The following is a 23,773-nucleotide window of genomic DNA, read 5'->3' on the forward strand; positions in this document are numbered from 1 at the left end:
TAACCGATGATTTGGATGCTGTTAACAGCGTGCTGCCAATGTTTCTGTCAAGTGACAGGTATTGGCGGCTGCTGCGCTGCCTATGCTTGAACTCCGCACGGGCCGGCGAAGGGGAAGTGGTGTTCGAGCGCGCCAAGTTCATGGTCACGTTCATCGGCGCCTACCGGCGCTCCCGCAGCGGTGGCGGCGGGCACGAGGCGGCGCTGCAGGCTGCCGCCGATGACATGTTCGGGCCGACCCGCGTCAACGTGCCGGACTCGGTGTACGAGATGTGGAGTGACCCCGGCGACGAACTCGCGCTCGACGGCGGCGACTGGTTCGGCGACGGATTCCTGGAGATCACCGACGCCCACCTGCGGCTGCTGCGTCGGGCGCGACTCACCTGGGACGGTGCCGAACGTGGGGCGCCCATGCTGGATCCGGACCGCCCGTACGGGCGCGCCGACCTGCTGGCCCAGCTGGCCGAGGTCTTCGGGACCGACGACGCCGATGAACTCGGCCGCCGCCACGTGGAGATGTACTTCGTGGTGGCGCGTGCCTTGCGGCACGCCACCCTGGCGCCGGGCCGCTACGGGCTGACCAACGTCGGGCCCGCAGACGTGCGCATCGCGTTGCGCGGCTACGGCGAACTGTCCGGCGATGACCTGGGCGTGGATGCCGACGGGCAGGTGAACCTCACCGATGATCACCTGCGCCTGCTGCGCGGTATCGAGATCCGCTGGCCCTCGGAATACGAATGCGGCGACCGCCTCGACGCCGGGCGCTACCCGGCCGCCGCTGCCGACCCGAAGCGGCCCTACGGCGACTTCACCTTCATCGAGGTGGACATGGCACGCATCCTCGGTGAGCTGCCGCCTGCACCGCAGCAAGGTCCGGCGGTTTTCGAACCGAGCCCCGAACAGGCCCTGCGCCTGCAGCGCCTGCACTGGCAGATGCTGGGGGCCATGCAGGTGTTCCTGGAACGTGCGGAGCTGGCTCCCGGCCGGTACGGCCTGTACCCCGACCAGTCGTGACACCGGCGGACTTCGAGCTCTCGCCCGACGAGCTGCGCGTCGTCGCCGGGTATGTGGCCACCGCGGCCGAAGCGCTACTTCCGTCCTACTCCGGCGTCCACCCCGGTGACACCCGGCCGCACGACGCCGTCGCGGCGGCGTGGCTCTTCGTCGGCGGTGCGCCGCGGACGGCGCTGCAGCGGACCACATCGATGGAGGCGCACCGCGCGGCCGCCGGCGCCGCCGATGAGGTGGCGCGGCTGGCCGCCCAGGCCGCCGGTGACGCGGCGTCCGCCGCCTATCTGCATCCGATCGCCAGGGCACACCAGGTGGGCCACATCCTGCGGGCCGATGCCAATGCCGCCCGTATCGCCGAGATCTCCGCCGGCTCCGACCCGGGTGCCGCGCACGCCGCGATCGCGCGGGCCGCGGCGCGCGCCACACCCGGGCTGCGCGAGATTCTGCGGCGCTATCCGCCCGCCCCGGCCGGCCGCAGCCGCACCGCTCAGTTGCTGGAATCACTGGACCGTGCGCTGCGGACAACCCCGTAGAACTGGGCAAATACCCACTACGGACCACCTGCCCGCAGGCACCGCGTTGCTACGATTGCCGGCGTGCCTGACGAAACCACGCCCGAGGACGACGCCGTCCGCGAGGACTCCGCTTCGGAAGACCAAGCCAACGAGGTGAACGGCAGCAAGCACGCCGCGCCCGCAGGTACGACCGGGGATGACGTCGAGCAGCCGGAGGGCTCCGGGCGCAGCCCGGTGGTCATCGCCGTGATCGCCATGCTGCTGGCCATCGCCACCCTGGGCGCATCGGCCTATATGTGGCGCAATCCGCTCACCCCGATCGACGCCCCCACCGCGGCGCCGACCGAGGCGCCGGAGCCGACCTTCACCGATGCCCAGCGCGATGAGGCGAAGGCCAAGGTGTGCGACGCCTTTCTGGTGGTCAGCACCGGGGTGGCCAACAGCAGCGGCCTGCAGGCCGCCGACGGTGATGCCATCGGCGCCCTCGCCATCGCCACCAACGCGCGCCTCGCCCTCTACGGCGGGGGTGTGTACATGCTGAACCGGGTCGACCCGGCCACCGAGCCTCAACTCGCCGAGGCGGCCCGGGCCTTCGGCAACGCGTTGATGGACGTCGGGGCCGCCGCGGTCGCCAATATTCCGAGCGATGACCCGGCACACCAGGAACGCGTCAAGGACGCCGACGACGAAAACGCCAAGCTGCAGGGCATCTGCAACCCGCAGTAGATTCAGCCGGCGGCCGGGTCCGGTGTGCGCACCCCGTACGGTGCCGCGTCGAGCAGCGTCACCGACACCTGCGCCCCGCTGGGCACCCGGTAGCTGCGCTGTTCCCCGGGGCGGGCACCGGAGATGGCATCGCCCAGCGGGGACTGCGCCGAGCACACCTCCAGGTCGCCGAGCTCGGCGATCGGCGTGCCCAGCAGGAAGGTCTCGGTCTCGCCGGTGCCGTCGAATCGCACGGTGAGAATCATTCCGGGCTCGGCGATTCCGTCATCGGCCGGCATCTCGTCGATCGCGGCGTTCATCAGCAGATCCTGGATCTGCCAGATCCGTGACTTTCGGGCCTGGTGCATGTCCCAATCGGTGGTGTCGTCATCGGCGCGGACCGCCAGTAGGTCGGCGAGCTCGGCTTCCATCCGGTCGCGGGCCTGCCTGCTGATCCACACCTGGTGATTCGGGCGCATGGGTTCTCCTCATCGGCCGTCGATCGGGCCGTCCACTCGATGGTGGCCCGGCGGCGCCCCGGCGCGTTTGCCCGGACGGGACAACCGGACCGGTGGCATTTGTCGGTTCCCGACATGCCCTATTGCGCGGCGAGCTCGATCGTCATCGCCAGCCGCTTGTGCGGGTCGTCGAGGTCGAGGGTGGTCACCTCGGCCATCTTGCGCAGCCGGTAACGGACGGTGTTCTCGTGGACGCCGAGCGCCTCGCCGGCCTGGGCGAGATCGCCCTGCGCGGTCAGCCAGGCGCGCAGCGTCGCGACGTACTGGGTGGACTGCGCGGCGTCGTGACGCCGCAGTTCGGCCACCGGCCCGCGCGCAGGCACCCGGGTGGACCGGGCTGCGGTGCGCAGCCGCTGGAGCAGGATGTCGTGCCAGGTTTCGTCGTAGGCGGGTACGGCATCTGGGGTCGCCGGGTCTTCGTGCAGGGCCAGGCACTCGTCGGCCTCCTGGCGGGCTGCCGCCAGTTCGGTGGCCTCGGCGGGTGCGCTGATACCGGCCCGGATCGTGGTGTGCCCCGGCAGTGCGTCGCGCAGCGCGCTCACCCACCGCCGGGCCGAGTCGACATCCTCACTCGGCAGCACGGTGTAGAGGGTGTTGCGGCCCAGGCTGCTGCGACCGGGACGTGACCAGCCGAATCCGGAGGTGGCGTGTTCGAACGCCAGCAGCAGCGCGGCATGCGGTTCGGCGGCGATATCGGCGTGCACGGCGATCACCCGCAGCCCCGTCCGGCGCAGCCCGAGCCTGCTGGCCGCGGTCGCGGAATCGGCGGAGCCGTCCAGCAGCCGCGCCACCAGATCGGACTCGACCTGACGCTCCAGGTCGGCACTCGCCCGGGAGCGCAGGACGTGCATGGCGACGGTGCGGGCCCCGTCGGACAATGCCCGTCGCCGGGCGTCATCCAGCGGTTCCCGCGACGTGCCCCACACCGAACCGAGCAGTTCGCGGCCGGCCCGCACCGCCACGACCGTGCGCCCGGTCAGGCCGAGGGCGGGTTCGGCGTCGACGAACAGCGGTTCGTCCGATGCCGCCAGGTGCGCGAAAACACCACGGGCGCTGAGCAATTCACGCACCCCGGCGGGTACCTCGCGGTTCAGGATGGTGTCGGCCCTGGCGGGATCGGCGTGCGCCTGCAGTCGCGAATACGCGAGCAGCCGCGCATGAGCGTCCTCGATGGTGACCGCGCAGCCGATCGAGTCGGCGACGCTGTCGGCCAGCGCGAACAGATCGGTGGGGCCGCGACCGGCAGCGGTCTCGCGGCCCTCCAGCACCAGTCCGTAGACGATGGCGGCCAGCTCGCTCCAGGGCACCGCGGAATCCACGACCAGCACCGCGACATCGGATTCCGCGCCGACGGCGGACTGGTCACCGCGGCTCAGGACGGCCACCGACTGGCTGGCGCGCGCCCACTGCAATGCCTCGGGCACCGACCGCGCGCCGACGGCGAGCAACACATCGCCGATGACCGGGCCGGTCTCCTCGGTCGCCTCGTGCAGCACCACGCTGCGCAGCACCGCCGCGCGGGGTATCGCCGAGGTGCACAAGCGCACGCCGTAACTGCCCAAGACGTTCACCAGGCGGTCCAGGGTGACCATGAGCGGCTCCTCCGTCGTGCCGGATGCCCAGCCTAGTCAGCGCCGAGCAGCCTGATGCGCAGCCGGTCAGGGGTGATATCGCCGCCGCCGTCGAGGTCATCGGCCAGTGCCTCGGCCCGGTCGATCAACCCGGCAACTCCGATGCCGTGCGGGGCGGGAAGCTCGATCGGACGCAGCCGCCCGGCAGCCCGGCGCAGCAGCTTGGCCGCACCCGATCGGTTGCCGCGCTGCACATGGGTGATGCCGACCGCCAGCTGCGCCAGCCCCTGCCACAGCGCGCGTTCGGAATCGGGGCCGTCCTTCCACGCCGATTCCAGCACCTCGTGGGCGCCGAACGCCTGCCCGCGGTCGAGGAGGTCCTGGGCGTAGCGCAGGGTCTCGGCCGGGGACAGTTGTAGATCGTCGGGGATGCGCGGCACCCCGGTGCTGCCATAGGGCAGTGGCCGGCCCAGCGCGTCGCGGGGCCGGGTGTTGCGCGGCCGTCCGGTGTCGTCGCGGTCGCGCTCGGCATCGGAACCCACCGATACAGCTTGGCAGTACCCGTTCGCGCCGGACGGGCCGCATCGAGGCGGCCGGCTCCACGTGGTAGCTGAGGAAGTCCTCAGCGACCGGAGAAACGCCCGGCCCGGTGCTCGGCAGGTCGCGAAATTGCGCACAACCACCGAACGAATGTCAAATTGTCGCCGTCGTCAGTGGAGGAAACCATATCGAGCAAACGTCATATAGTTTCCAGTCATGGTGAACCCTCTGGCGTCCGCGCTGGCCGCGTCGTTGACCGCCAGTGCCAACGATCTGGTCCTGCTCGCGGACGGCCACTGGAACCGCCATCCCTGGCCCGAGATCTACGCGCGCGCGGAGAATGTCGCCGACTTTCTGCTCAACGAGGACATCCGCTGCCTGGGTCTGGTCGGTGAGCCGACCCCGGAACTGATCTCCTCGGTGATCGGCGCATTCCTGGCCGGCGCGGCGGTGTCGATCCTGCCGGGACCCATCCGGGGTGCCGACACCACCCAGTGGGCACGCGCCACCCAGGCCCGGTTCCGCGGCATCTCCGCCGGGCGCGTCGGCAGCCAGGGCGCCTATCTGGAAAAGCTCTCCACCGCAGGCGAGTCGCCGGATATCGTCGACCTCACGACAGTCGCACATCCGCGACGGTCCACAGGCTTCCGATTGCCTGGCCGGGACGCTCCGGTAGCGATCATGCAGGGCACGGCGGGCTCGACCGGCACGCCCAAGACCGTGCAACTGCCGCCCGCGGCGGTGCTGGCCAATCTGAGCGGACTCAACGACCGGATCGGGGTCGGTCCCCGCGACGTCGGATGCTCCTGGCTGCCGCTCTATCACGATATGGGCCTGAGCTTTCTGCTCTCCGGGGCGCTGGCCGGCACCGACGTCTGGCAGGCGCCCACCACGGCGTTCCAGGCCTCACCGTTCCGCTGGCTGAATTGGCTGTCCGAGAGCGGAGCGTCGGTCACCGCGGCACCGAACATGGCCTACGGCATGATCGGGAAGTACTCCCGGCGGGTCACCGATGTCGATCTGTCGGCGCTGCGCTTCGCGCTCAACGGCGGCGAACCCGTCGACTGCGAGCTCACCGAGCGCTTCGCCACCGAGATGGCCCGCTTCGGCTTCTCCGCGGGCGCACTGTCGCCGTCCTACGGACTGGCCGAATCCACTTGTGCGGTAACGGTTCCGGTACCGGGTGTCGGTATGCGCATCGATGAGACGGTGTTCACGACCGAGGACGGCACCGCGCCGCGCCGGCACGCCATCCTCGGTGCGGCCATCGCCGGGATGGAAGTCCGCATCGAACCGTATGAGAACGCCGCCACCGAGGTCGCCGACCGTGAGCTCGGCGAGATCGCGATCCGTGGCACATCCATGTTCTCCGGCTACCTCGGCGAGGCCTCCCGCACCGCCGACGAATGGTTCCGCACAGGCGATCTGGGCTACTTCGTCGATGGCGGCCTGGTGGTGTGCGGACGCGCCAAGGAGATCATCACGGTGGCCGGCCGCAACATCTTCCCGGCCGAGGTCGAGCGGATCGCGGCCCTGGTCCCCGGGGTGCGCGAGGGTGCGGTGGTGGCCGTGGGCGTCGGTGAGGGCTCCATCCGCCCCGGCCTGGTCGTCACCGCCGAGTTCCGTGGCCCGGACGAACCCGGCGCCCGCGCCGCACTGATGCAGCAAGTGGCCTCGGGGTGCGGTGTTGTTCCCGCCGATGTGGTGTTCGTCAAACCCGGCACGCTGCCCAGGACGTCGTCGGGCAAGCTGCGCAGGCTCGAAGTCAAACGTGGCCTCGAGGTCGCCGCCGGCGGCTAGTTGTTCATCGAATGCCAGGGACAGAACGCCACCGTGGCGGTACCCACCACGAACGATGCGACATCCTCGGGCACCGAGTCCGATGCCATCACGTTGTCGACCACCGCGAGTTGGCTGACGCCGGTGCCCATGATGCGGCACAGGCTCTGTGCGCTCGTCAGCGCCGCGGGTGCGGTATAGAACTCGGGAATGATGCCGGCACTGGTCAGCGCATTGACATAGGCACGTTCGGTCTGCGGATCGGCTCCGGCGGGCGCCGCACCGAGTAGCGCAGCCGACGCCACGGTGAGGGCGGTCAGGCCGCCGAACAGACTTCTGTGCATGACACGAAGGTAGGTCATCGGCTGCCTCACCAGCGTCCATTCAGGCTTTCGTGGCCCATCCGCAACAATGGAGCGCGATGGCGAGCACTGTGGAGACCCGGCCCGGCCCGATCGTACGGCTGGTCACCCGCGTGACCCGCAGCCGGCTGGGGCTGCCCCGGCCCGCCGGCGGGTACCGGATGACCCGCGATCTGGCGGTACCGATGCGCGATGGTGTCCGGCTGCTCACCGACCTGTACACGCCGGTGACCGACCCGTCCGGCACGGTGTTGATCCGCACCCCCTACGGGCGGGCCAACCTGCCGGCGACGGTGACCGCCGGGATCTACGCCGAGCGCGGCTATCGCGTCGTGATGCAAAGCGTGCGGGGAACTTTCGGCTCGGAAGGGCATTTCGAGCCGGGAGTCGCCGAAGCCGACGATGCTGCCGACACGGTGGCCTGGATGCGTGACCAGCCCTGGTTCGGCGGTGAGTTCGCCACCGTCGGCTCGTCCTATCTGGGCTTCACCCAGTGGGCGCTGCTGGCCGACCCGCCTGCCGAACTGAGCACCTCGGTGATCGGCATGGCCCCGCACGACTTCGCCGAATCCGGCTGGAGCACAGGTGCATTCGCCCTCGCCGATTTCCTGACCTGGAGTTTCCAGGTGGCCCGGCAGGAAGACGGCGGCACGTTGCGCACCGTGTTGCGGATGGTGACGGTGCCCTGGCGGCTCAAACGCCCGCTGAGCACCGTGCCGCTGAGCCGGGCCGGCGCGAAGATGCTGAAGGGCCGCGCCCCGTGGCACGAGTCCTGGCTGCGCACCCCGGACCTGTCCGACCCGTACTGGCGGCCGAGCCGGCTCGGCCATGCGCTGCAGCGGGTCAACACCCCGGTGCTGCTGGTCACCGGTTGGCAGGACGTCTTCCTGACCCAGACCCTCGATCAGTACCGGCAGCTGGAAGACCGCGGCGTGCGGCCGTCGCTGGTGATCGGTCCGTGGAGCCACGGCGACGGTGGCGGCGATGTGCTGCGCGATTCGTTGCGTTGGCTGGACGGGGAACGCCCCGCGGGGGTGCGGGTCCACGTCACCGGCGGCGGGGAATGGCGCGAGCTGCCGGCCTGGCCGCCGCCCGCCGGGCAACGGGTGTTGCACCTGCGGCCGCGGGCCAGGCTCGGCGCGGAATCCGCGCCGGTCGGCGCCGCCGTGGCCCGGTTCGTGTTCGACCCGGCGGATCCGACGCCGACCGTCGGCGGACGGCTGCTGTTCGCTCCGCGCGGCTACCGAGACGACACCGCGCTCGCGGCCCGCGGCGACGTCGTCACCTTCACCGGCCCGGCACTCGATGCACCGCTGGAGGTGGTCGGGGTACCGCGAATCGAGTTGGCGCACAGCACCGATACCGGATGGGCCGATGTGTGGGTGCGGATCAGCGAGGTGGATGCCGACGGCCGTTCCCGCAATGTCAGCGACGGCTACGTCAGCCGGGCGCCGGGCGATCAGGGGATGCTGGCGCTGGATCTCGACCCGATCGCGCACCGCTTCGCTGCCGGCTCCCGCATCCGGGTATCGATCGCGGGCGGGTCGCATCCGCGGTTCGCCCGCAACCCCGGCACCGGCGAGCCGGTGTGGTCGGCGTCGCGGCTGCTGCGCGCCACGCACGAGATCGGCCCGGGCTCGCGGCTGATCCTGCCCGTCCCCGAGTGATTTGTGCGAGATTTGTGACGCTCAGCGCTACAAATCTCGCACAAATCGCCGGGGGTCAGCGCACTTTGAGGACGACCTTGCCCTTGGCGCTGCGGTTCTCCAACGACGCGATGGCCTCACCGGCGCGCTCCAGCGGGTAGACGCTGGGCTCGGGCGCGCTGACCGCACCGGAGGCCAACAGCGGCGCCAGCTCGGCCCACTGCTGCGCCAGGTAACCCGGATGTGTCCCGGTCCAGGCGCCCCACCCGACACCGATGGCGTCAACGTTGTTGAGCAGCAACCGGTTCACCTTGACCGTCGGGATCTCGCCGCCGGTGAAACCGACTACCAGCAGTCGCCCGCCCGGGGCCAGCGAGCGCAGCGAATCGGTGAATCGGTCACCACCGACCGGGTCCAGCACGATGTCCACGCCCCGCCCGCCGGTGAGCTCCTTGACCGCGTCCTTGAACCCGTCGGCCAGCACCACATCGGATGCCCCTGCCGCCCGGGCGATCTCGCCCTTGTCCTGCGAGCTCACCACCGCGATGGTGCGCGCCGCACCGAACGCCGGGGCCAGCCGCAACGTCGAGGTACCGATACCGCCGGCCGCGCCGTGCACCAGCACCGTCTCACCCTCGGCGATCCGGCCGCGGGTGCGCAGCGCGAAATGCACCGTCAGATCGTTGAACAACACCCCGGCGCCCGCCTCGAAGGACACGTTGTCGGGCAGCGCGAACACCCGCTCCTCGGGCAGGGCCACCACCTCGGCCATCCCGCCGGTCAGCATGCACAACCCGGCGACCCGGTCACCGGCCGCGAACGCCGATCCCGCGGGCGCGCTGCGCACCACACCGGCCACCTCGGCGCCCGGCACATAGGGCAGCGGTGCCTTGTACTGATAAAGGCCGCGGGTCTGCAGGGCATCCGGGAACGCCACCCCGGCCGCGTGCACATCGATCACCACACCATCGGCCGCGGGTTCGTCGATGTCCACCAGCTCAGCAGCGTCGGGACCGTCCAACCGGGGTATGTGTATTGCGCGCATGACTGACCATTTAACATGCGTCAAGTGATCAAGGCACGTGCCGCGGTACTCCTCGAACCTGGACGGGATCCGCAGCTCACCGACATCGAATTGCGCGATCCGGTCGGTGACGAGGTACTGGTGCGCATCGACGCCGTCGGGATCTGCCACACCGACATCACCATGGCGTCCATTTTCAGCAAGACACCCATGGTGTTCGGGCACGAGGGCGCGGGGACCGTCGTCGCCGTCGGCCCGCAGGCTCAGCGCCGGGTCGGGGAACAGGTCGTGCTGACCTTCGCCAGCTGCGGCGCCTGCGGCAACTGCGCGCAGGACCGGCCCGCCTACTGCGATCAGTCCACCAACCTCAACATGCGCGGCGGCCGCCGCGACGAGACCAGCGCGCTGCGTCTCGGCGGAATACCCATCACCGGGGGCTTCTTCGGGCAGTCCAGCTTCGCCACCCACGCCATCGCCGGCAGCCGCAACGCGGTACCGCTGCCCGACGGCTTCGACCCGGCACTGGCCGCCCCGCTGGGCTGCAGCGTGCAGACCGGCGTCGGCGCGGTGCTCAACGTGATCGGCGCGGTGCCCGGCATCGCGATCTTCGGAGCCGGCGCCGTCGGGCTGTCCGCGGTGATGGGCGCGCGGATCGCGGGGGCTACCACGATCATTGCGGTCGACCCGATCGCCGAGCGGCGCGCGCTGGCCGCCGAGCTGGGCGCCACCGTCACCCTCGACCCGACCGACACCGACGCCGCCGCCGAGATCGTGAAGCTGACCGGCGGAGTCGGCGGCGCGGTGGACACCACCGCACGCCCCGATGTCATCGCCTCGGCCGTCGGGGTGCTGGCCGCACGCGGCACCCTGGCCCTGGTGGGTCTCGGGGCGCCGACCGCCGAGCTACCGGTGACGCTGATCATGGCAAAGGGGCTGACGGTCCGCGGCGTGGTCGAGGGCGACAGCGACCCACAGGTGTTCATCCCGCGACTCGCCGAGTACCACCGCCGCGGTGAACTGCCGCTGGACAAGCTGATCACCAGCTACCCGTTCGACGACTTCGACCAGGCATGGGCCGCCGCGAAGGCCGGCCGGGCAATCAAGCCGGTGCTGCTCACCGGGGGTTAAGATCCCTGTCCAGGCAAAGCCTGTCCACCGGCAACGGCGCCGACCGATTGGAGCAACCCCGATGACACTGCCAGCGCTCCCGCCGGCCAACACCGTGCACGTGCGTTCCTTCGACGGCACCCGGCTGCACGTCCGGGTCTTCGGGCCCGACGACGGCTATCCGATCGTGCTGGCACACGGCATCACCTGCGCCATCGAGGTCTGGGCCCACCAGATCGCCGACCTGGCCCGCGACTACAAGGTGATCGCCTACGACCACCGCGGGCACGGCCTCAGCGAGGCGCCGCGCGGCCGCAAGGCCTACAGCCTCAACCATCTGGCCGCCGATCTGGATGCGGTGCTCGATGCGACGCTGGCCCCGGGACAACGCGCGGTGATCGGCGGGCATTCGATGGGCGGTATCGCCATCAGCGCCTGGTCACAGCGCTACCCGCACCGCGTCGCCCAGTGCGCCGACGCCGTCGCGCTGATCAACACCACCACCGGGGATCTGTTGCGCGACGTGCAGCTGGCCCAGGTGCCTCCGGCGCTGGCCGCCACCCGCATCCGCGGTGCGGGAACCCTGCTCAAGACCTTCGGCGCCACCCCGGTCCCCAAGCTCGCCGACCGGGCCAACAAGCGTTTCGTCGCCTACCTCGCGGTCGGTCGCGACGCCGATCCGTCGGTCGCCGAACTCGTGTACCGGCTGTTCGCCACCACCTCGCCCGCGGGCCGCGGCGGATGGGCCCGGGTGCTGGTGGACGGTCTTGGTGCACAGCATATTTCGCTGCGGAACCTGACGGTGCCGACGCTGGTCATCGGCAGCACCAAGGACCGGTTGCTGCCGATCAAGGCATCCCGGCACATCGCCGAGCACGCCCCCAACCTGACCGAGTTCGTGGAGCTGCCCGGCGGGCACTGCGCCATCCTGGAATGCCCCGATGAGGTGAACCGCACCTTGCGCTCACTCGCCGAATCGGTGGCCCAGCAGCGCCTCAGCTCCTGAGGTAGGCACCCACTTCGGCCGCCGCGCGGTGCCCGGAGCGCACCGCGCCGTCCAGAAAACCGGTCCACTGGTCGGCGGTTTCGGTTCCGGCCCAGAAGATTCCGTCCACCGGTTCACGCAGGTGCGCTCCGTGCTCGACCCACGCACCGGGCGGGACGGCTGCGGTGGGCCCGCCGGGGGCGAACGGCTCGGCGCTCCAGCAGTGGTCCAGGTAGTCGACGGGGGTGGCGGCGGCCGCGCCGAAGAGTGTCGTGAAGCACCCGAGGGCGCGTTCGCGACGCACCTCGGGCGCCAGGTCGTCGAAGGTGCGCGCATCGGCGAAGCCCAGCAGGACCCCGGGCCCGTCATCGCCGGGGCTGACATCGAAGGTGATGAAGATCGGGCCCTCATCCGACAGTGCCTCACCCGAGCACCCACCGGTCCGCCAGAACGGCTTGTCGTAGGCGGCATAGGCCTTGCTGAGGTTGCCCTGCGGCCAGTGCTTCGCGAGCTCGACGTGGCCCGCGGGCAGCGGCGGATCGAAGGTGATCGCCGCCCGGTGGGCGGGCGCGATCGCCAGCACGAGGGCGGCCGCGGCATGCTCGCCGCGCGCGGACTCCACGGTGAAACCGGAACCGGTGCGGGTGATGCTCCGTACCGGCGCGTCGGTGATCACCCGGTCGCCGAGGTCGGCGGCCATGCGCTGGGCGATCTGCTGAGTGCCCGCCGGGAAGCGGTCCTGCTGGGCGCCGCCCTTGACGTCGAGCATCCGGCCCAGCCCGCCGGCGGCCTTGACGTAGCGCACGGCGTGCAGCATCGACACATCGCCGGGTTCGCACCCCCACGTCACCCGCGCCATGATGGCCATCAGATTGCGGGTGGAGGCGCTGGCATGGACGGCGCGCAGCCAGCCCTCCAGACTCTTCTGATCCAGCCGGTGCGCGGCCGGCGCCGCCCAGACGTCGGTCACCGGGATCAGCTTGCTCAGCCGGTCGAAACGCCACTGGATACGGGACACGTCGAGCAGTTCGATCAGCGACAGTTTCGGGATGGTGCTGCGGTAGGAGCGCACCTTGCCGTGCCAGCGGATGAGGTTCTTGCCGCGGCTGTAGGTCGGCACCGTCTCGCACCCCAGTTCGGCGGCCAGCGCGATCACGGCGTCCTGGGTCGGCCCGACGAACGTCGCGCCCAGGTCGACCGGGACCCCGGCCAGCGTCGCGGTGTAGGCGCGACCCCCGACCCGGTCCCGCCCTTCGAGCACCACCACCTCGTGCCCTCGTTTGGTCAGCTCGCGTGCCGCTGACAGTCCTGCGAATCCGGCCCCCACCACGATCACATCGGTCACGCCCCCTTCCTACGCGATTTCGGCGTGAAAACGTGCGGTATGCGCACGATTTCACGCCGAAATCCCAGTAGGGTGCCCGCTGTGAAGGTGATGACTGCGCTGTTCGGTCCTGTAGGAGCCATCGAACGCGCCGAGGCGCTGCGCGATGCCGGCGCCAGCGGGGTGTTCACCTTCGAGGGGCCGCACGACGTGTTCACGCCGTTGACGCTGGCCTCCACCGTCGGCGGCCTGGACCTGATGACCAATGTGGCGATCGCGTTCCCGCGCAACCCGATCCATCTGGCGCACCAGGCCATCGACCACCAGATCCTGACCCAGGGCCGGTTCACCCTGGGGCTGGGCACCCAGATCCGCACCCAGATCGAGAAGCGATTCGGCGCCGAGTTCGACCGCCCGGTGGTGCGGATGACCGAACTCGTCGCGGCGCTGCGCGCCATCTTCACCACCTGGTCCACCGGGGAGCGGCTGGATTTCCGGGGTGAGTACTACCGCCACACCCTGATGACGCCGACGTTCACCCCCCGCGACAATCCGTACGGGCCGCCGCCCATCTACGTCGGCGCACTCGGGCCGCGGTTGACCAAGGCGACCGCGCAGCACGCCGATGGTCTGCTGGTGATGCCGTTCGGCAACAAGAAGTTCCTGCACGAAGTCACCATGACCGCCGTCGACGAGGGCCTCGCCGCGGGCGGACGCACCCGCGCCGACCTGGCGATCGTCCCCGAGATCATCGTGTCGGTGGGTGAGGACCACACGGCCACCCGGCAGCTGCTGGCCTTCTACGGGTCGACACCCGCCTATCGGCCGGTGCTCGACATCCACGGCTGGGGGGACCTGCAGCCCGAACTGAACGCGCTGTCCAAGCAGGGCCGCTGGTCGGAGATGGGCGCGCTCATCGACGACGATGTGCTGCACACCATCGCCGCGTGCGGCACCCCGGCGCAGGTGGCGGCCCATATCCGGGACCGCGTCGACGGCATCTCGGACCGGATCTGCATCTATCAGCCCGGACCGATCGAAACGGAATTGCTGGCCCAGATCGTTGACGAGCTGCGCACCTGAGGTCCTAAGGTGGGTGGTACGGGGCAGGACCACAAGGAGGTTGTCCGGTGTCCAACGAAACTGCGACCGAACCCGAGTTCTCCGATGTGCTGATCATCGGGGCCGGTATCTCGGGCATCAACGCCGCCTACCGCATCCACGAGCGCAATCCCGGGCTGAGCTACACCATCCTGGAGCGCAGGCAGCGCATCGGCGGCACCTGGGACCTGTTCCGCTACCCGGGGATTCGTTCCGACAGCGATATCTTCACCCTCAGCTACCCGTATGAGCCGTGGACCCGACGCGAGCATGTCGCCGACGGCGCCGACATCCGCGAGTACCTGACCGAGACGGCCCGTAAGTACGGCATCGACCGGCACATCCGGTTCGATACGCGGGTGTCCTCGGTGGACTGGGATTCGGCAACCGACACCTGGACGGTGCACGCCGAACAGGACGGGGAGGCCAGCACCCATCGGGCCCGGTTCGTGTTCTTCGGGACCGGCTACTACAACTACGACCAGGCGCACACCCCGGATTTCCCGGGCATCGAGTCCTTTGCCGGGACCGTCGTGCATCCGCAGTTCTGGCCGGAGGACCTCGACTACGCCGGCAAGCGGGTGGTGGTCATCGGCAGCGGCGCGACCGCGATCAGCCTGGTGCCCGAGTTGGCCGAGAAGGCCGCCCACGTGACCATGCTTCAACGCTCACCCACCTACATGATGTCCATGCCCGCGGTGCCCAAGCCGATGCAGGCGGTCCGGAAGGTGCTGCCGCGCAAGATCGCCCACCAGGTCGTCCGGTTCCGCAACGCCTGGTACCACTTCCTGCTGTACATGTTCTTCCGCAAGGCGCCGGGCCTCGGCCGCAAGGTGATCCGCCGGGCCACCATTGCCGAACTGCCCGAGGGCTATCCGGTCGACGTCCACTTCAAGCCCCGGTACAACCCGTGGGACCAGCGGATGTGCCTGGTGCTCGACGGCGATCTGTTCGAGGACATCAGCGCCGGCCGCGCCGAGGTGGTCACCGACCACATCGACCGCATCGACGCCGACGGCATCGTGCTGACCTCGGGGGACCGCATCGACGCCGACATCATCGTCACCGCCACCGGTCTGCAGTTGCAGTCATTCGGCGGTATCGAGATCTCCATGGACGGTAACCGGGTCGACCCCACCGAACGCTTCGTCTACAAGGAACATCTGCTCGAGGACATCCCCAACATGGCCTGGTGCATCGGTTACACCAACGCGTCCTGGACGTTGCGCGCCGACATGACCGCGCGGGCGGTCGCCAAATTGTTGGCCTACATGGATTCCCACGGCTACACCAGCGCCTACCCGCACCTGGGCTCCACCGTCATGCCGGAGAAGCCGACGTTCGACCTCGACGCCGGCTACATCAAACGTTCCCCGCACGCACTGCCCAAATCGGGGACGAAGCGGCCGTGGAACGTCCGGCACAACTACGCGCTGGATGCCGTCGAGCATCGTTTCGACCGGATCGAGGAGTCGATGGTGTTCGGCCGGGTGCAAGCCGGCAGCTCCACTTCTCCGCGAGCGGGCGTGTCTGAGGCCGACACGCCGCCCACGGATCAGAGTTTGCGCACCGTCGCGGGCTGAACTCAGGGCACCCGGATCGTCAGGCCCGTCGCCATCAGCTGCGTGGCCGACAAGCCGAAGGTCGTCTTGAACCGGTCGGCCAGGTGCGACGGGCTGGCGAACCCGGCCTCGGCCGCGGCGGTGGTCAGATTCTGGCCCGCGGCGAGCTCCGCCCCGGCGCGCATCAGCCGGCACCACAGCCGGTAGCGGCGCAGACTCGACCCGATCTCCTGCCGGAACAGGTGCAGGAACCGGGATTCGGACACACCGACCGACGCGGCGAGCTCGGCGGCCGATACCGCGGCGGCCGGGTCGTCACGAACCTGCTTGGCGGTCAGCTCGATTCGTGGGTCGATCACCCGGACATCCGAGGGTGCCGCGATATCCAGCCAGCGCAGCGCCTCGACATCATCGGTAGGCGGGGTGAGCAGTGCGGTCTCGGCGGCGTGCTGGACACCGATGTCACCGCGGAACTCGTCGAACTGCGCGCGGCAGGCGGCCGATCGCTGCGTGGCGGGGTCGAGGTAACACGACACCAGCGGGCCCGTCGTAGTCAGGTGGTGCACCAGCCGCGGCGGTATCAGCGCCGTGCGCGCCTCGATGCGCTGCGCGCCGACCTGCACTGTCAGCGGCCCGTCCACACCGACGGCCAGACACCACACCGAGCCGGAGTGCGGCTCCAGACCGAGACCGGGGCCGGAGTAGAGCGCCTGTCCCGGCCACAACCACACCGCCGGATAGCAGGTTTGTGGAAGCGGAGCGGGTGCTCGGGGCGACATGCTGGACTCCTCGTCAAGTGATCAGGAGGTTACCGTGGCCCTGGCAGTGATCGGCATCGTCGGGTTGTTCTTCCTGGGCATGGGTCTGTACGCGCTCGCTGCGCCGGCAGCCATGCTGCGCCCGTTCGGGTTCACCCTTGCCGCCGATGCGCAGCGCGCGGAAGTGCGTGCGGTGTATGGCGGTTTCGGTGTGGCCATGGCCGCGGTGCTCGGGTATGCGGCGGCCACGCCGGGGGAGGTGCGCACCGGCGTGCTGATCACCGTCGGCGCGGCACTGGGCGGGATGGCGCTGGGCCGGTTGGCGTCCGCGGTGCTCGGTGACCGGACGTCGTTCTACCCGAACTGGTTCTACTGCCTGGTGGAGGCGGTGGCCGCCGCCGCACTGTGCTGGGCGGCCTAGTTCTCCCGCTCGCGAGGAGAGATCTAGGGGGCGACGGTCAGCCAGTCGGCGAACCCGGACGGGTCGTGCCGGCCCAGCGCGCCGTGCTCGAACAGGCCCCAGCCCTCGACCGGGGCCTTGTCGCCCTCGGTGCAGACCGCCCGGCCCACATGGTCGATGACGCCGAAAGCGGCCCGGCCGATGATCGCCGGGTCGGTCATGTCATAGGTGAGCCGCTCGGTGAACTTCTCGCCCTTCCAGACTCCGTGGATCCAGTCCGAGTCGCCGCCGTAGCCGCCGCCGACGTGAATCGGCACCGGCAGTTTGGATTCCACATCGAATCGCAGCGCGGTACCGTCGGGTGCCGTCGCGTCGATGGTGGCGCCGGTGGGGATGCGGGTACCGGAGCGGTAGTGGACCTTCACCCGGGGCCAGCCGAGCTGCTCGACGCGGCCGTCCTTGAAGATCCGGGTGCAGTCGTTCAGGGAGCGGAACCCGTCGGGTGCCTCCTGGATGATGATGACGATGGAGTAGTCGTCGAACGCCATCGGGACATACAGCCACCACATGCCTTCGAACGGGGGATCGGCAGGCCGGCCGGGCGTTTCGGCCTCACCGACCGGGCGGATGCCCCAGGACCGGTCGCGGGACCCGATCCAGGTCGCCGGGTCGACCGGGATGCGCTCCCCGTCGATCTCCAGATGCCCACTCCAGGAACCTAACTGGGCGAAGCGCTGGGCGTCCAACGTCACCCGGTTGCCCTGGCGCATCAGGTGGCGCTGCTCCTGCACCACGTCGAACAGGCCGTTCCAGGTGAGGTCGGCGGCGATACCGTCGGTCTCCTCCAGGGTGATCCGCAGGCTGTGCAGCGGGTCGGTGACATCGATCCGGTAGCCGTTGACGTGCTGGTTGAGCCGGTCCTGATCGAGCGCGTCGGACAGGTGTACCGCGGTCTGCACATCTCCCCGCCGAACCAGAAAGAACGCATCCTTCACACCCAGATTGGGGTAGTAACCGAGCCCGGTGATGACGAAGATGTCGCCGGTGCGGTCGTGGGCATTGAAATACGAACGGTCGTAGAAGTTCCGGTCCGAGGATCCAGGCCACGCAATGGGTTGCGGAACCTGGTGTACCGGAAACTCATCCATCGGTCCGAGCACTATGACTCCTCATCTTGCAGCAACCGCCGTAACAGTGATGCGTGGTAGAAGGTGGACTCGACATCCTCGGGCTGCTCCATCTCCCCGAAGTGCACCCGGCGGGCGGTGGTGCGCATGAACACGCAACACCAGATCACCGCGGAGTAGATATAGAACCAGTGCAGATCGCCCAGCGTTTCCCCGGTGAGCCGTTCATAGGTCGCGCGGACATCGTCTTCGTGCAACACGTCCGGCAGGCCGGGCAGCCCGGCCAGGCCGGCGAGCTCCTGGAACACCATGTGGGCGAAGATGATCCATGAGACGTCCAGCTCGCGCGGGCCAACCGTGGCCATCTCCCAGTCGAGCACGGCGACCGGCCGGAAGTTCGCGTACAGCACATTGCCGATGCGGGAGTCGCCCCAGGTCAGCACCGGAGGGGACGCCGCGACCTCGGTGGGGAAGTGCGCTTCGAGCCACTGCAGCGCCCGGTCGACCAGCGGTGAGCGGCCGATATCGGGTACCGCGAACTCGTACCACTCCTTGAGCCAGCCGAAGTGCCTGCGCAGTGGGGTGTCACCGGGTGGATCGACCTCGGCCAGGAAAGAGAACCGCTGTGCCGCATCGGGAATGGCGTGCAGCTTGGCCAGTACCTCGACCGTGGAGTCCTGCAACTCACGCCGGCGCTCCGGTGCGGCATCGGCGAACCAGTTGCCGCCGAAGGTGTAGGGCATCACGTCGGGCGGTACCTCGCCGTCGACGCGGTCCATCAGGAAGAACGGTGTGCCGAGGACCTCGCCGGTGGTGTCGATCCAGCGCACCCGCGGCACCGGAACCTCGGTGAGCTCGCCGACCAGGCGCATCAGCTCGAACTGGTGGTCCAGCCGGTAGGAGGAGAACACCGGCACATCGGTGGCGGTGGGCGCCACCCGGGCGACCAGGCGCTGCTCGTCGTCGCCCCACCGCGCGGTGAGCAGGATGGTCTCCGAGGACATGCCGTTGGCGTCGACACCGTTCTCGACGGTGATCTGCGGTGCTGCTCGTTCGGGCAGCACCGTGGCCAACCACTGCGACAGCTGCTCGGGTAGAGCGTCGGTGTCGCGGCTGGAATGCTGGAGGCGGCTGACGTCCTCGACAGCCGGTTCATTCGCCACGGTTGTTCCTTCCGGCCCGAATTACGATACGGTGGGTAGCGTTATGAAAGCAGAGATACCGCCGGTTGACAAGGGTGCCGGCCGTCCCCGGGACCCGCGCATCGATGCTGCCATCCTTGCGGCGACATCGGATCTTCTTGTGCAGATCGGATATTCGAATCTGACCATGGCCGCGGTGGCCGAACGGGCGGGCACCACGAAGACCGCGCTGTACCGCCGATGGTCCAGCAAGGCCGAGTTGGTGCACGAAGCGGCGTTCCCCACCACACCCACGGCGTTGGGCCTGCCCGAGGGCGATATCGCCACCGACGTGCGGGAGATGATCGCGGCCGCCGGAGCGGTGTTCACCAGCCCGGTGGTGCGGGCCGCGCTGCCGGGGGTGATCGCGGACATGGCCGCCGACCCCGACCTCAACGACCGGGTGATGGGCCGGTTCACCGGGCTGTTCGAGGTGGTGCGGCTACGGCTGCAGCGCGCCGTGGAGCGCGGTGAGGTGAAGCCCGAGGTCGACCCGGACCGGCTCATCGAACTGGTCGGCGGCGCGACCCTGCTGCGGATGCTGCTCACCCCCGGACAGGATCTGCACGACCAGTGGGTCGACCAGACCACCGCGATCCTGGTGCACGGCGTGATCCGTTAGGTCCTTTTCCGCCGAAACTGTATTCCAGATGGGAAATTGCGAGTGGAGGCCTGCCGGAATACAGTTTCGGCAACTAGGTGATCTGGCTCTTGTTGCGCTCGGACACCGCGCGGAACCGGTCACCGAGGTCCCCGAACTCGCGGTGCTGCGCATAGGCGATGCGTGCCTCTGCGGCCAGCGCCGGGTCGATCACCGCCGCCGCACCTTCGGTGTAGATCTCCTTGAGCCCCAACATGGTCGGGCCCGGCACCTCGGCGATGGCCCCGGCCAGCTCCAGGGCACGCTCCAGCAGCCGGTCATGCGCGACCACCTCGGTGACCAGGCCGATCCGCTCGGCGCGGGCCGCGTCGATGACCTCCCCGGTCATCGACATCCGGCGTGCCATGGACAGGCCGACGACCTGAGGTAGCCGCGCGGTCATCCCGCCGCCGGGCAGGATCCCCACCCGGGCGTGGGTGTCGGCGAACACCGCGCGTTCGGAGGCTACTAGGAAGTCGCAGCCCAGCGCGATCTCCAGCCCACCGGTGAAGGTGGCGCCGTTGATGGCGCCGACGATCGGGGTGCGCATCTCCCGGACCGCGGTGATGCAACTCTGGGATCGGAACTCCTCGAAGTACTTCAGCCCGTCGCGGGCCGCCTCCTTGAGGTCGACGCCGGCGCAGAAGGCCGGGTCGGTGCCGGTGAGCACGACCGCGCGCACCGCCTCGTCGGCGTCGGCCGCTTTCAGCGCGGCGTACAGCGCCCTGATCAGGTCGTGGCTCAGCGCGTTGCGGGCCTGCGGACGGTTCAGGGTCAGCACCCGCACGGCGTCGTGGTCGGTGATCAGAACTTCGCTCATCCGGGGAACCTAGCGGACGAACTGTTGTGCTTGGTTCGCCAGATCCAGCAGCGGCTGCGGCAGCGCGCCGAGGGCGAACGTGACGGCGGCGGTGACGGTGACCGCACCCGTGGTCAGCAGGCTGGGCACCACGACGACCGGTGCATCCTCGGGCGGGTCGGTGAAGAACATCAGCACGATGACCCGCACGTAGAAGTAAGCGGCCACCGCGCTGGCGATGACGCCGACGATCACCAGCGGTCCGGCTCCGCCCTCGGCGGCCGCCTTGAACACCGCGAACTTACTGACGAATCCACTGGTCAGCGGGATACCGGCGAAGGCCAGCAGGTACAGCGAAAACACCACGCCCACCACCGGATAGCGGCGGCCCAGCCCGGCCCACCGGGTGAGTGTTGTCTCCTCCTCGCCGTCGGTGCGGCGCACCAGGCCGGCCAGCGCGAAGGCGCCCAGGGTGCTGAACCCGTAGGCGAACAGATAGAACAGTGTCGCCGCGACCCCCGCCCCGTTCAACGCGATGACGCCGGTGAGGATGAACCCGGTGTGCGCCACCGCCGAATAGGCCAGCATCCGTTTGACATCGCTCTGGGACACCGCGGTGACGGTGCCGACGACCATCGTGACGATCGCGATCACCCACAGCATCGGCTGCCAGTCGTCGGCGAGTCCGGGCAGCGCGACGTAGAAGATGCGCAGCATGGCGCCGAACGCGGCGATCTTGGTGGCGGCCGCCATGAATGCGGTGACCGGGGTGGGGGCGCCCTGATAAACATCGGGAATCCAGGAATGGAACGGTACCGCGCCGACCTTGAACAGGATCCCGACGGCCACCAGCCCGACCCCGACCAGCGCCAGCGCGGTGTCACCGCGTTCGGCCTGCACGGCGGCGGCGATATCGTCGAGGCGGAAACCGCCGGAATACCCGTACAGCATCGCGATTCCGTACAGGAAGAATGCCGAGGAGAACGCGCCGAGCAGGAAGTATTTGAGGGCCGCTTCCTGCGACACCAGACGGCGGCGCCGGGCCAGACCGCACATCAGGTACAGCGGCAGCGAGAGCACCTCCAGGGCGACGAACATGGTCAGCAGGTCATCGGTGGCCGGGAACAGCATCATGCCGCCGAGCGCGAACATCGTCAGCGGGAAGATCTCGGTCTGTGCGACAACGGCTTTGACGGCGACCTTCTCGGCGAGACTGCCCGGCACCGCGGCCGCCTGCGGGGTGAACGCGTCCAGCCCCGACTCGCCCCCGGCGTCGATCCGCCGCTCGGCGATCAGTAGTACACCGAGGATGCCGATGAGCAGCAGCAGTCCCTGCAGGAACAGCGCGGGCCGGTCGACGACCAGGGAGCCCACCGCGGCGGTGTTGCCCGGCGAGTCGCCGAGGTCGGTGTGTACCCAGACGACGGCGCCCAGCGCGGCCAGCTGACCGCCGAGGGCCAGCACCAGCTGAGTCGCGTAGCGGGCGCGGCGCGGCAGGAACGCCTCCACGAGCACGCCGAGGACGGCGATACCCAGCACGATGAGAAACGGTGAGAGCTGGCCGTATTCGATGGACGGCGCTTCGATGATCATTGCGGGGGCCCTTCCGCCGTGGCGGGTACCGGGTCTTGGACGTCGATGGTGGTCAGTGTGTGTGTGACGGCCGGGTTGATGACATCGAGCGCCGGTTTCGGATACACCCCGAGCACCAGCAGCAGCGCGATCAACGGGGCCACCACGATCAGTTCCCGCGGTATCAGGTCACGCACCGATTCGTTGCCCGCGGTGACCGGCCCGGTCATCATCCGCTGATAGGCCCACAGAATGTAGACCGCCGACAGCACGAGTGCGCTGGCCGCGATGACAGCGAGCACCGGGAACCGGGTGAACGTGCCGATGAGTACCAGGAACTCGCTGATGAACGGCGCCAGCCCGGGCAACGACAGGGTGGCCAGACCGGCGACCAGGAAGGTACCCGCCAGCACGGGCGCGACCCGTTGCACGCCGCCGAAGTCTGCGATGAGCCGGGACCCTCTGCGCGACACCAGGAATCCGGCAATCAGGAACAGCGCCGCGGTGGAGATGCCGTGATTGACCATGTACAGCGTCGAGCCCGCCTGGCCCTGGCTGGTCATCGCGAAGATGCCCAGGATGATGAAGCCGAAATGCGATATCGAGGTGTAGGCGATCAGACGCATCACATCGGTCTGGCCGATCGCGACGATCGCGCCGTAGACGATCCCGATGACGGCCAGCGTGATGATCAGCGGCTGAAAGTACTTCGCGGCGTCGGGGAACAGCTGCAGACAGTAGCGCAGCATACCGAAGGTGCCGACCTTGTCGACGACGGCCATCATCAGCACCGCGGTCGCCGGGGTGGATTCGACGGCGGCATCGGGTAGCCAGCGGTGAAACGGCCACAGCGGCGCCTTCACCGCGAACGCGAACATGAAGCCGAGGAACAGCGCGTTCAGTAGTGCCGGGTCGATGTTCAGTTCGCCGTTGGCGACGGCCGCGGCGATGGCCCGGAAGTCGAAAGTGCCGGAATCGAAGGCCCCGCTGCTCGCGGTCACCACGTAGAGGCCGATGACGGCGGCCAACATGATGAGCCCGCCGAACAGGTTGTACAGCAGGAACTTCACCGCTGCCTTGGACCGTCCGGCGCCGCCGAACCCACCGATCAGGAAGTACATCGGGATGAGCATCGCCTCGAAGAACACGTAGAACAGCAACACGTCGAGGGCCATCAGGGAGATCAGCACCATGGCCTCGACGGCCAGCGTCAGCGCCAGATAGCTCTGTGTGGAGCGGTGACCGAAGCTTCGCTCACTGGCATCGTTCCAGCCGGCCACGATCAGCAGCGGCACCAGCACCGCCGTCAGCACCACCAACGCCAACGCGATCCCGTCCAGGCCCAGGATGTAGCCGGTGCCGAAGGTCGGTATCCACGGATAGTCCTCGACGAACTGGAACTGCGGCCCGGCCGGGTCGAACTGGACGGCGAGCGTCGCGGCCAGCAGCAGCACCGCCAGCGAGACGGCCAGCGCGAGGTACTTGGCGAACACCTTGGAGGGCAGCAGGATCACCACCACCGCGCCGACCATCGGGACCACCCACAG

At 69.1% G+C, this 23,773-nt stretch carries 23 protein-coding genes; 11 read left to right on the forward strand and 12 right to left on the reverse strand.

Going from position 1 to position 23,773, the window contains the following annotated elements:
- The first annotated feature begins 86 nt into the window (after positions 1-86).
- The 3 genes from C6A86_RS08140 to C6A86_RS08150 all read left to right on the forward strand — a co-directional run bounded on the left by C6A86_RS08140 (position 87) and on the right by C6A86_RS08150 (position 2,251).
- Positions 87-1,013 (forward strand): hypothetical protein, encoded by a 927-nt coding sequence (locus C6A86_RS08140; RefSeq protein ID WP_105363303.1) that lies wholly within the window; start codon positions 87-89, stop codon positions 1,011-1,013.
- The gene (locus C6A86_RS08145; RefSeq protein WP_105363302.1) at positions 1,010-1,543 is read left to right on the forward strand and encodes a putative immunity protein; all 534 of its coding nucleotides are present in this window, start codon (positions 1,010-1,012) and stop codon (positions 1,541-1,543) included. The genes C6A86_RS08140 and C6A86_RS08145 overlap by 4 nt, the downstream gene beginning before the upstream one ends.
- A 63-nt stretch (positions 1,544-1,606) precedes the next feature.
- The gene (locus C6A86_RS08150) at positions 1,607-2,251 is read left to right on the forward strand and encodes a hypothetical protein (RefSeq protein ID WP_105363301.1); all 645 of its coding nucleotides are present in this window, start codon (positions 1,607-1,609) and stop codon (positions 2,249-2,251) included.
- Between the two features lie 2 nt (positions 2,252-2,253).
- Here the strand turns inward: C6A86_RS08150 and C6A86_RS08155 are convergent, their stop codons facing one another.
- The 3 genes from C6A86_RS08155 to C6A86_RS08165 form a co-directional block, all read right to left on the reverse strand.
- Positions 2,254-2,709 (reverse strand): GreA/GreB family elongation factor, encoded by a 456-nt coding sequence (locus C6A86_RS08155; protein WP_105363300.1) that lies wholly within the window; start codon positions 2,707-2,709, stop codon positions 2,254-2,256.
- Between the two features lie 119 nt (positions 2,710-2,828).
- Positions 2,829-4,340 carry a CdaR family transcriptional regulator gene (locus C6A86_RS08160; RefSeq protein WP_105363299.1) on the reverse strand — a complete coding sequence of 504 codons (1,512 nt, stop codon included), beginning with the start codon at positions 4,338-4,340 and terminating at the stop codon, positions 2,829-2,831.
- A 32-nt stretch (positions 4,341-4,372) separates the two neighbouring features.
- Positions 4,373-4,861, reverse strand: a complete 489-nt coding sequence (locus C6A86_RS08165) for a DUF309 domain-containing protein (protein WP_105363298.1) — start codon at positions 4,859-4,861, stop codon at positions 4,373-4,375.
- 214 nt (positions 4,862-5,075) lie between these two features.
- On the opposite strand from C6A86_RS08165, the gene mbtM reads away from it, so the two are divergent.
- Positions 5,076-6,659, forward strand: a complete 1,584-nt coding sequence (gene mbtM / locus C6A86_RS08170; RefSeq protein ID WP_233213004.1) for a long-chain-fatty acid--ACP ligase MbtM — start codon at positions 5,076-5,078, stop codon at positions 6,657-6,659.
- Here mbtM and C6A86_RS08175 read toward each other — a convergent pair.
- Positions 6,656-6,982, reverse strand: a complete 327-nt coding sequence (locus C6A86_RS08175; RefSeq protein ID WP_158263265.1) for a DUF732 domain-containing protein — start codon at positions 6,980-6,982, stop codon at positions 6,656-6,658. The two genes, mbtM and C6A86_RS08175, sit on opposite strands and share 4 nt — an antisense overlap.
- 77 nt (positions 6,983-7,059) lie before the next feature.
- Between C6A86_RS08175 and C6A86_RS08180 the strand changes: the two genes are divergently transcribed.
- Entirely contained in the window at positions 7,060-8,667 is a 1,608-nt protein-coding gene (locus tag C6A86_RS08180; RefSeq protein WP_105363296.1) for a CocE/NonD family hydrolase, read from the forward strand.
- A gap of 55 nt (positions 8,668-8,722) precedes the next feature.
- On the opposite strand, the gene C6A86_RS08185 is transcribed toward C6A86_RS08180, so the two are convergent.
- Positions 8,723-9,691: an NADPH:quinone oxidoreductase family protein gene (locus C6A86_RS08185; protein ID WP_105363295.1), complete on the reverse strand. Its 969-nt coding sequence runs from the start codon at positions 9,689-9,691 to the stop codon at positions 8,723-8,725.
- 27 nt (positions 9,692-9,718) lie between these two features.
- On the opposite strand from C6A86_RS08185, the gene C6A86_RS08190 reads away from it, so the two are divergent.
- The gene (locus tag C6A86_RS08190) at positions 9,719-10,798 is read left to right on the forward strand and encodes an NAD(P)-dependent alcohol dehydrogenase (protein WP_396835280.1); all 1,080 of its coding nucleotides are present in this window, start codon (positions 9,719-9,721) and stop codon (positions 10,796-10,798) included.
- Positions 10,799-10,859: 61 nt separating this feature from the next.
- The gene (locus C6A86_RS08195; RefSeq protein WP_105363293.1) at positions 10,860-11,783 is read left to right on the forward strand and encodes an alpha/beta fold hydrolase; all 924 of its coding nucleotides are present in this window, start codon (positions 10,860-10,862) and stop codon (positions 11,781-11,783) included.
- On the opposite strand, the gene C6A86_RS08200 is transcribed toward C6A86_RS08195, so the two are convergent.
- On the reverse strand, positions 11,773-13,107 hold the full coding sequence (locus tag C6A86_RS08200) for a flavin monoamine oxidase family protein (protein WP_105363292.1): 1,335 nt from the start codon (positions 13,105-13,107) through the stop codon (positions 11,773-11,775). The two genes, C6A86_RS08195 and C6A86_RS08200, sit on opposite strands and share 11 nt — an antisense overlap.
- 90 nt (positions 13,108-13,197) lie before the next feature.
- Between C6A86_RS08200 and C6A86_RS08205 the strand changes: the two genes are divergently transcribed.
- On the forward strand, positions 13,198-14,169 hold the full coding sequence (locus C6A86_RS08205; protein WP_168145424.1) for a TIGR03617 family F420-dependent LLM class oxidoreductase: 972 nt from the start codon (positions 13,198-13,200) through the stop codon (positions 14,167-14,169).
- Positions 14,170-14,216: 47 nt separating this feature from the next.
- Positions 14,217-15,770 carry an NAD(P)/FAD-dependent oxidoreductase gene (locus C6A86_RS08210; protein ID WP_105363290.1) on the forward strand — a complete coding sequence of 518 codons (1,554 nt, stop codon included), beginning with the start codon at positions 14,217-14,219 and terminating at the stop codon, positions 15,768-15,770.
- 2 nt (positions 15,771-15,772) lie between these two features.
- Here the strand turns inward: C6A86_RS08210 and C6A86_RS08215 are convergent, their stop codons facing one another.
- Positions 15,773-16,528: a helix-turn-helix domain-containing protein gene (locus C6A86_RS08215; protein WP_105363289.1), complete on the reverse strand. Its 756-nt coding sequence runs from the start codon at positions 16,526-16,528 to the stop codon at positions 15,773-15,775.
- Between the two features lie 34 nt (positions 16,529-16,562).
- Between C6A86_RS08215 and C6A86_RS08220 the strand changes: the two genes are divergently transcribed.
- Positions 16,563-16,928 (forward strand): DUF4345 domain-containing protein, encoded by a 366-nt coding sequence (locus C6A86_RS08220; RefSeq protein WP_233213003.1) that lies wholly within the window; start codon positions 16,563-16,565, stop codon positions 16,926-16,928.
- A 23-nt stretch (positions 16,929-16,951) separates the two neighbouring features.
- Here the strand turns inward: C6A86_RS08220 and C6A86_RS08225 are convergent, their stop codons facing one another.
- Complete coding sequence (locus C6A86_RS08225; RefSeq protein WP_311101076.1) at positions 16,952-18,055, reverse strand: hypothetical protein; 1,104 nt, start codon at positions 18,053-18,055, stop codon at positions 16,952-16,954.
- Positions 18,056-18,066: 11 nt separating this feature from the next.
- Positions 18,067-19,197, reverse strand: a complete 1,131-nt coding sequence (locus C6A86_RS08230) for a phosphotransferase family protein (protein WP_311101077.1) — start codon at positions 19,195-19,197, stop codon at positions 18,067-18,069.
- Between the two features lie 43 nt (positions 19,198-19,240).
- Between C6A86_RS08230 and C6A86_RS08235 the strand changes: the two genes are divergently transcribed.
- Positions 19,241-19,837, forward strand: a complete 597-nt coding sequence (locus C6A86_RS08235; protein ID WP_105363583.1) for a TetR/AcrR family transcriptional regulator — start codon at positions 19,241-19,243, stop codon at positions 19,835-19,837.
- Positions 19,838-19,910: 73 nt separating this feature from the next.
- Here C6A86_RS08235 and C6A86_RS08240 read toward each other — a convergent pair whose 3' ends face one another.
- The 3 genes from C6A86_RS08240 to C6A86_RS08250 are packed head-to-tail and all read right to left on the reverse strand — an operon-like array spanning position 19,911 to position 23,758.
- Complete coding sequence (locus C6A86_RS08240; protein ID WP_105363582.1) at positions 19,911-20,675, reverse strand: enoyl-CoA hydratase; 765 nt, start codon at positions 20,673-20,675, stop codon at positions 19,911-19,913.
- A 9-nt stretch (positions 20,676-20,684) separates the two neighbouring features.
- Positions 20,685-22,247, reverse strand: coding sequence for an NADH-quinone oxidoreductase subunit NuoN (gene nuoN / locus C6A86_RS08245; protein ID WP_105363581.1), 1,563 nt, complete (start codon positions 22,245-22,247; stop codon positions 20,685-20,687).
- Positions 22,244-23,758 (reverse strand): NADH-quinone oxidoreductase subunit M, encoded by a 1,515-nt coding sequence (locus C6A86_RS08250; RefSeq protein WP_233213020.1) that lies wholly within the window; start codon positions 23,756-23,758, stop codon positions 22,244-22,246. The genes nuoN and C6A86_RS08250 overlap by 4 nt, the downstream gene beginning before the upstream one ends.
- Positions 23,759-23,773: the final 15 nt, after the last annotated feature.

Origin of the sequence: Mycobacterium sp. ITM-2016-00316 (genome assembly GCF_002968335.2) — a bacterium.
Classification (GTDB): Bacteria; Actinomycetota; Actinomycetes; order Mycobacteriales; family Mycobacteriaceae; genus Mycobacterium.

Coding starts and splice junctions, on each gene's coding strand:
- C6A86_RS08155 (WP_105363300.1), bottom strand. CDS start 2,709: ATGCGCCCGAATCACCAGGTGTGGATCAGCAGGCAGGCCCGCGACCGG.
- C6A86_RS08160 (WP_105363299.1), bottom strand. CDS start 4,340: ATGGTCACCCTGGACCGCCTGGTGAACGTCTTGGGCAGTTACGGCGTG.
- mbtM (WP_233213004.1), top strand. CDS start 5,076: ATGGTGAACCCTCTGGCGTCCGCGCTGGCCGCGTCGTTGACCGCCAGT.
- C6A86_RS08175 (WP_158263265.1), bottom strand. CDS start 6,982: ATGCACAGAAGTCTGTTCGGCGGCCTGACCGCCCTCACCGTGGCGTCG.
- C6A86_RS08180 (WP_105363296.1), top strand. CDS start 7,060: ATGGCGAGCACTGTGGAGACCCGGCCCGGCCCGATCGTACGGCTGGTC.
- C6A86_RS08185 (WP_105363295.1), bottom strand. CDS start 9,691: ATGCGCGCAATACACATACCCCGGTTGGACGGTCCCGACGCTGCTGAG.
- C6A86_RS08195 (WP_105363293.1), top strand. CDS start 10,860: ATGACACTGCCAGCGCTCCCGCCGGCCAACACCGTGCACGTGCGTTCC.
- C6A86_RS08205 (WP_168145424.1), top strand. CDS start 13,198: ATGACTGCGCTGTTCGGTCCTGTAGGAGCCATCGAACGCGCCGAGGCG.
- C6A86_RS08215 (WP_105363289.1), bottom strand. CDS start 16,528: ATGTCGCCCCGAGCACCCGCTCCGCTTCCACAAACCTGCTATCCGGCG.
- C6A86_RS08225 (WP_311101076.1), bottom strand. CDS start 18,055: ATGGATGAGTTTCCGGTACACCAGGTTCCGCAACCCATTGCGTGGCCT.
- C6A86_RS08235 (WP_105363583.1), top strand. CDS start 19,241: ATGAAAGCAGAGATACCGCCGGTTGACAAGGGTGCCGGCCGTCCCCGG.
- C6A86_RS08240 (WP_105363582.1), bottom strand. CDS start 20,675: ATGAGCGAAGTTCTGATCACCGACCACGACGCCGTGCGGGTGCTGACC.
- nuoN (WP_105363581.1), bottom strand. CDS start 22,247: ATGATCATCGAAGCGCCGTCCATCGAATACGGCCAGCTCTCACCGTTT.
- C6A86_RS08250 (WP_233213020.1), bottom strand. CDS start 23,758: ATGGTCGGCGCGGTGGTGGTGATCCTGCTGCCCTCCAAGGTGTTCGCC.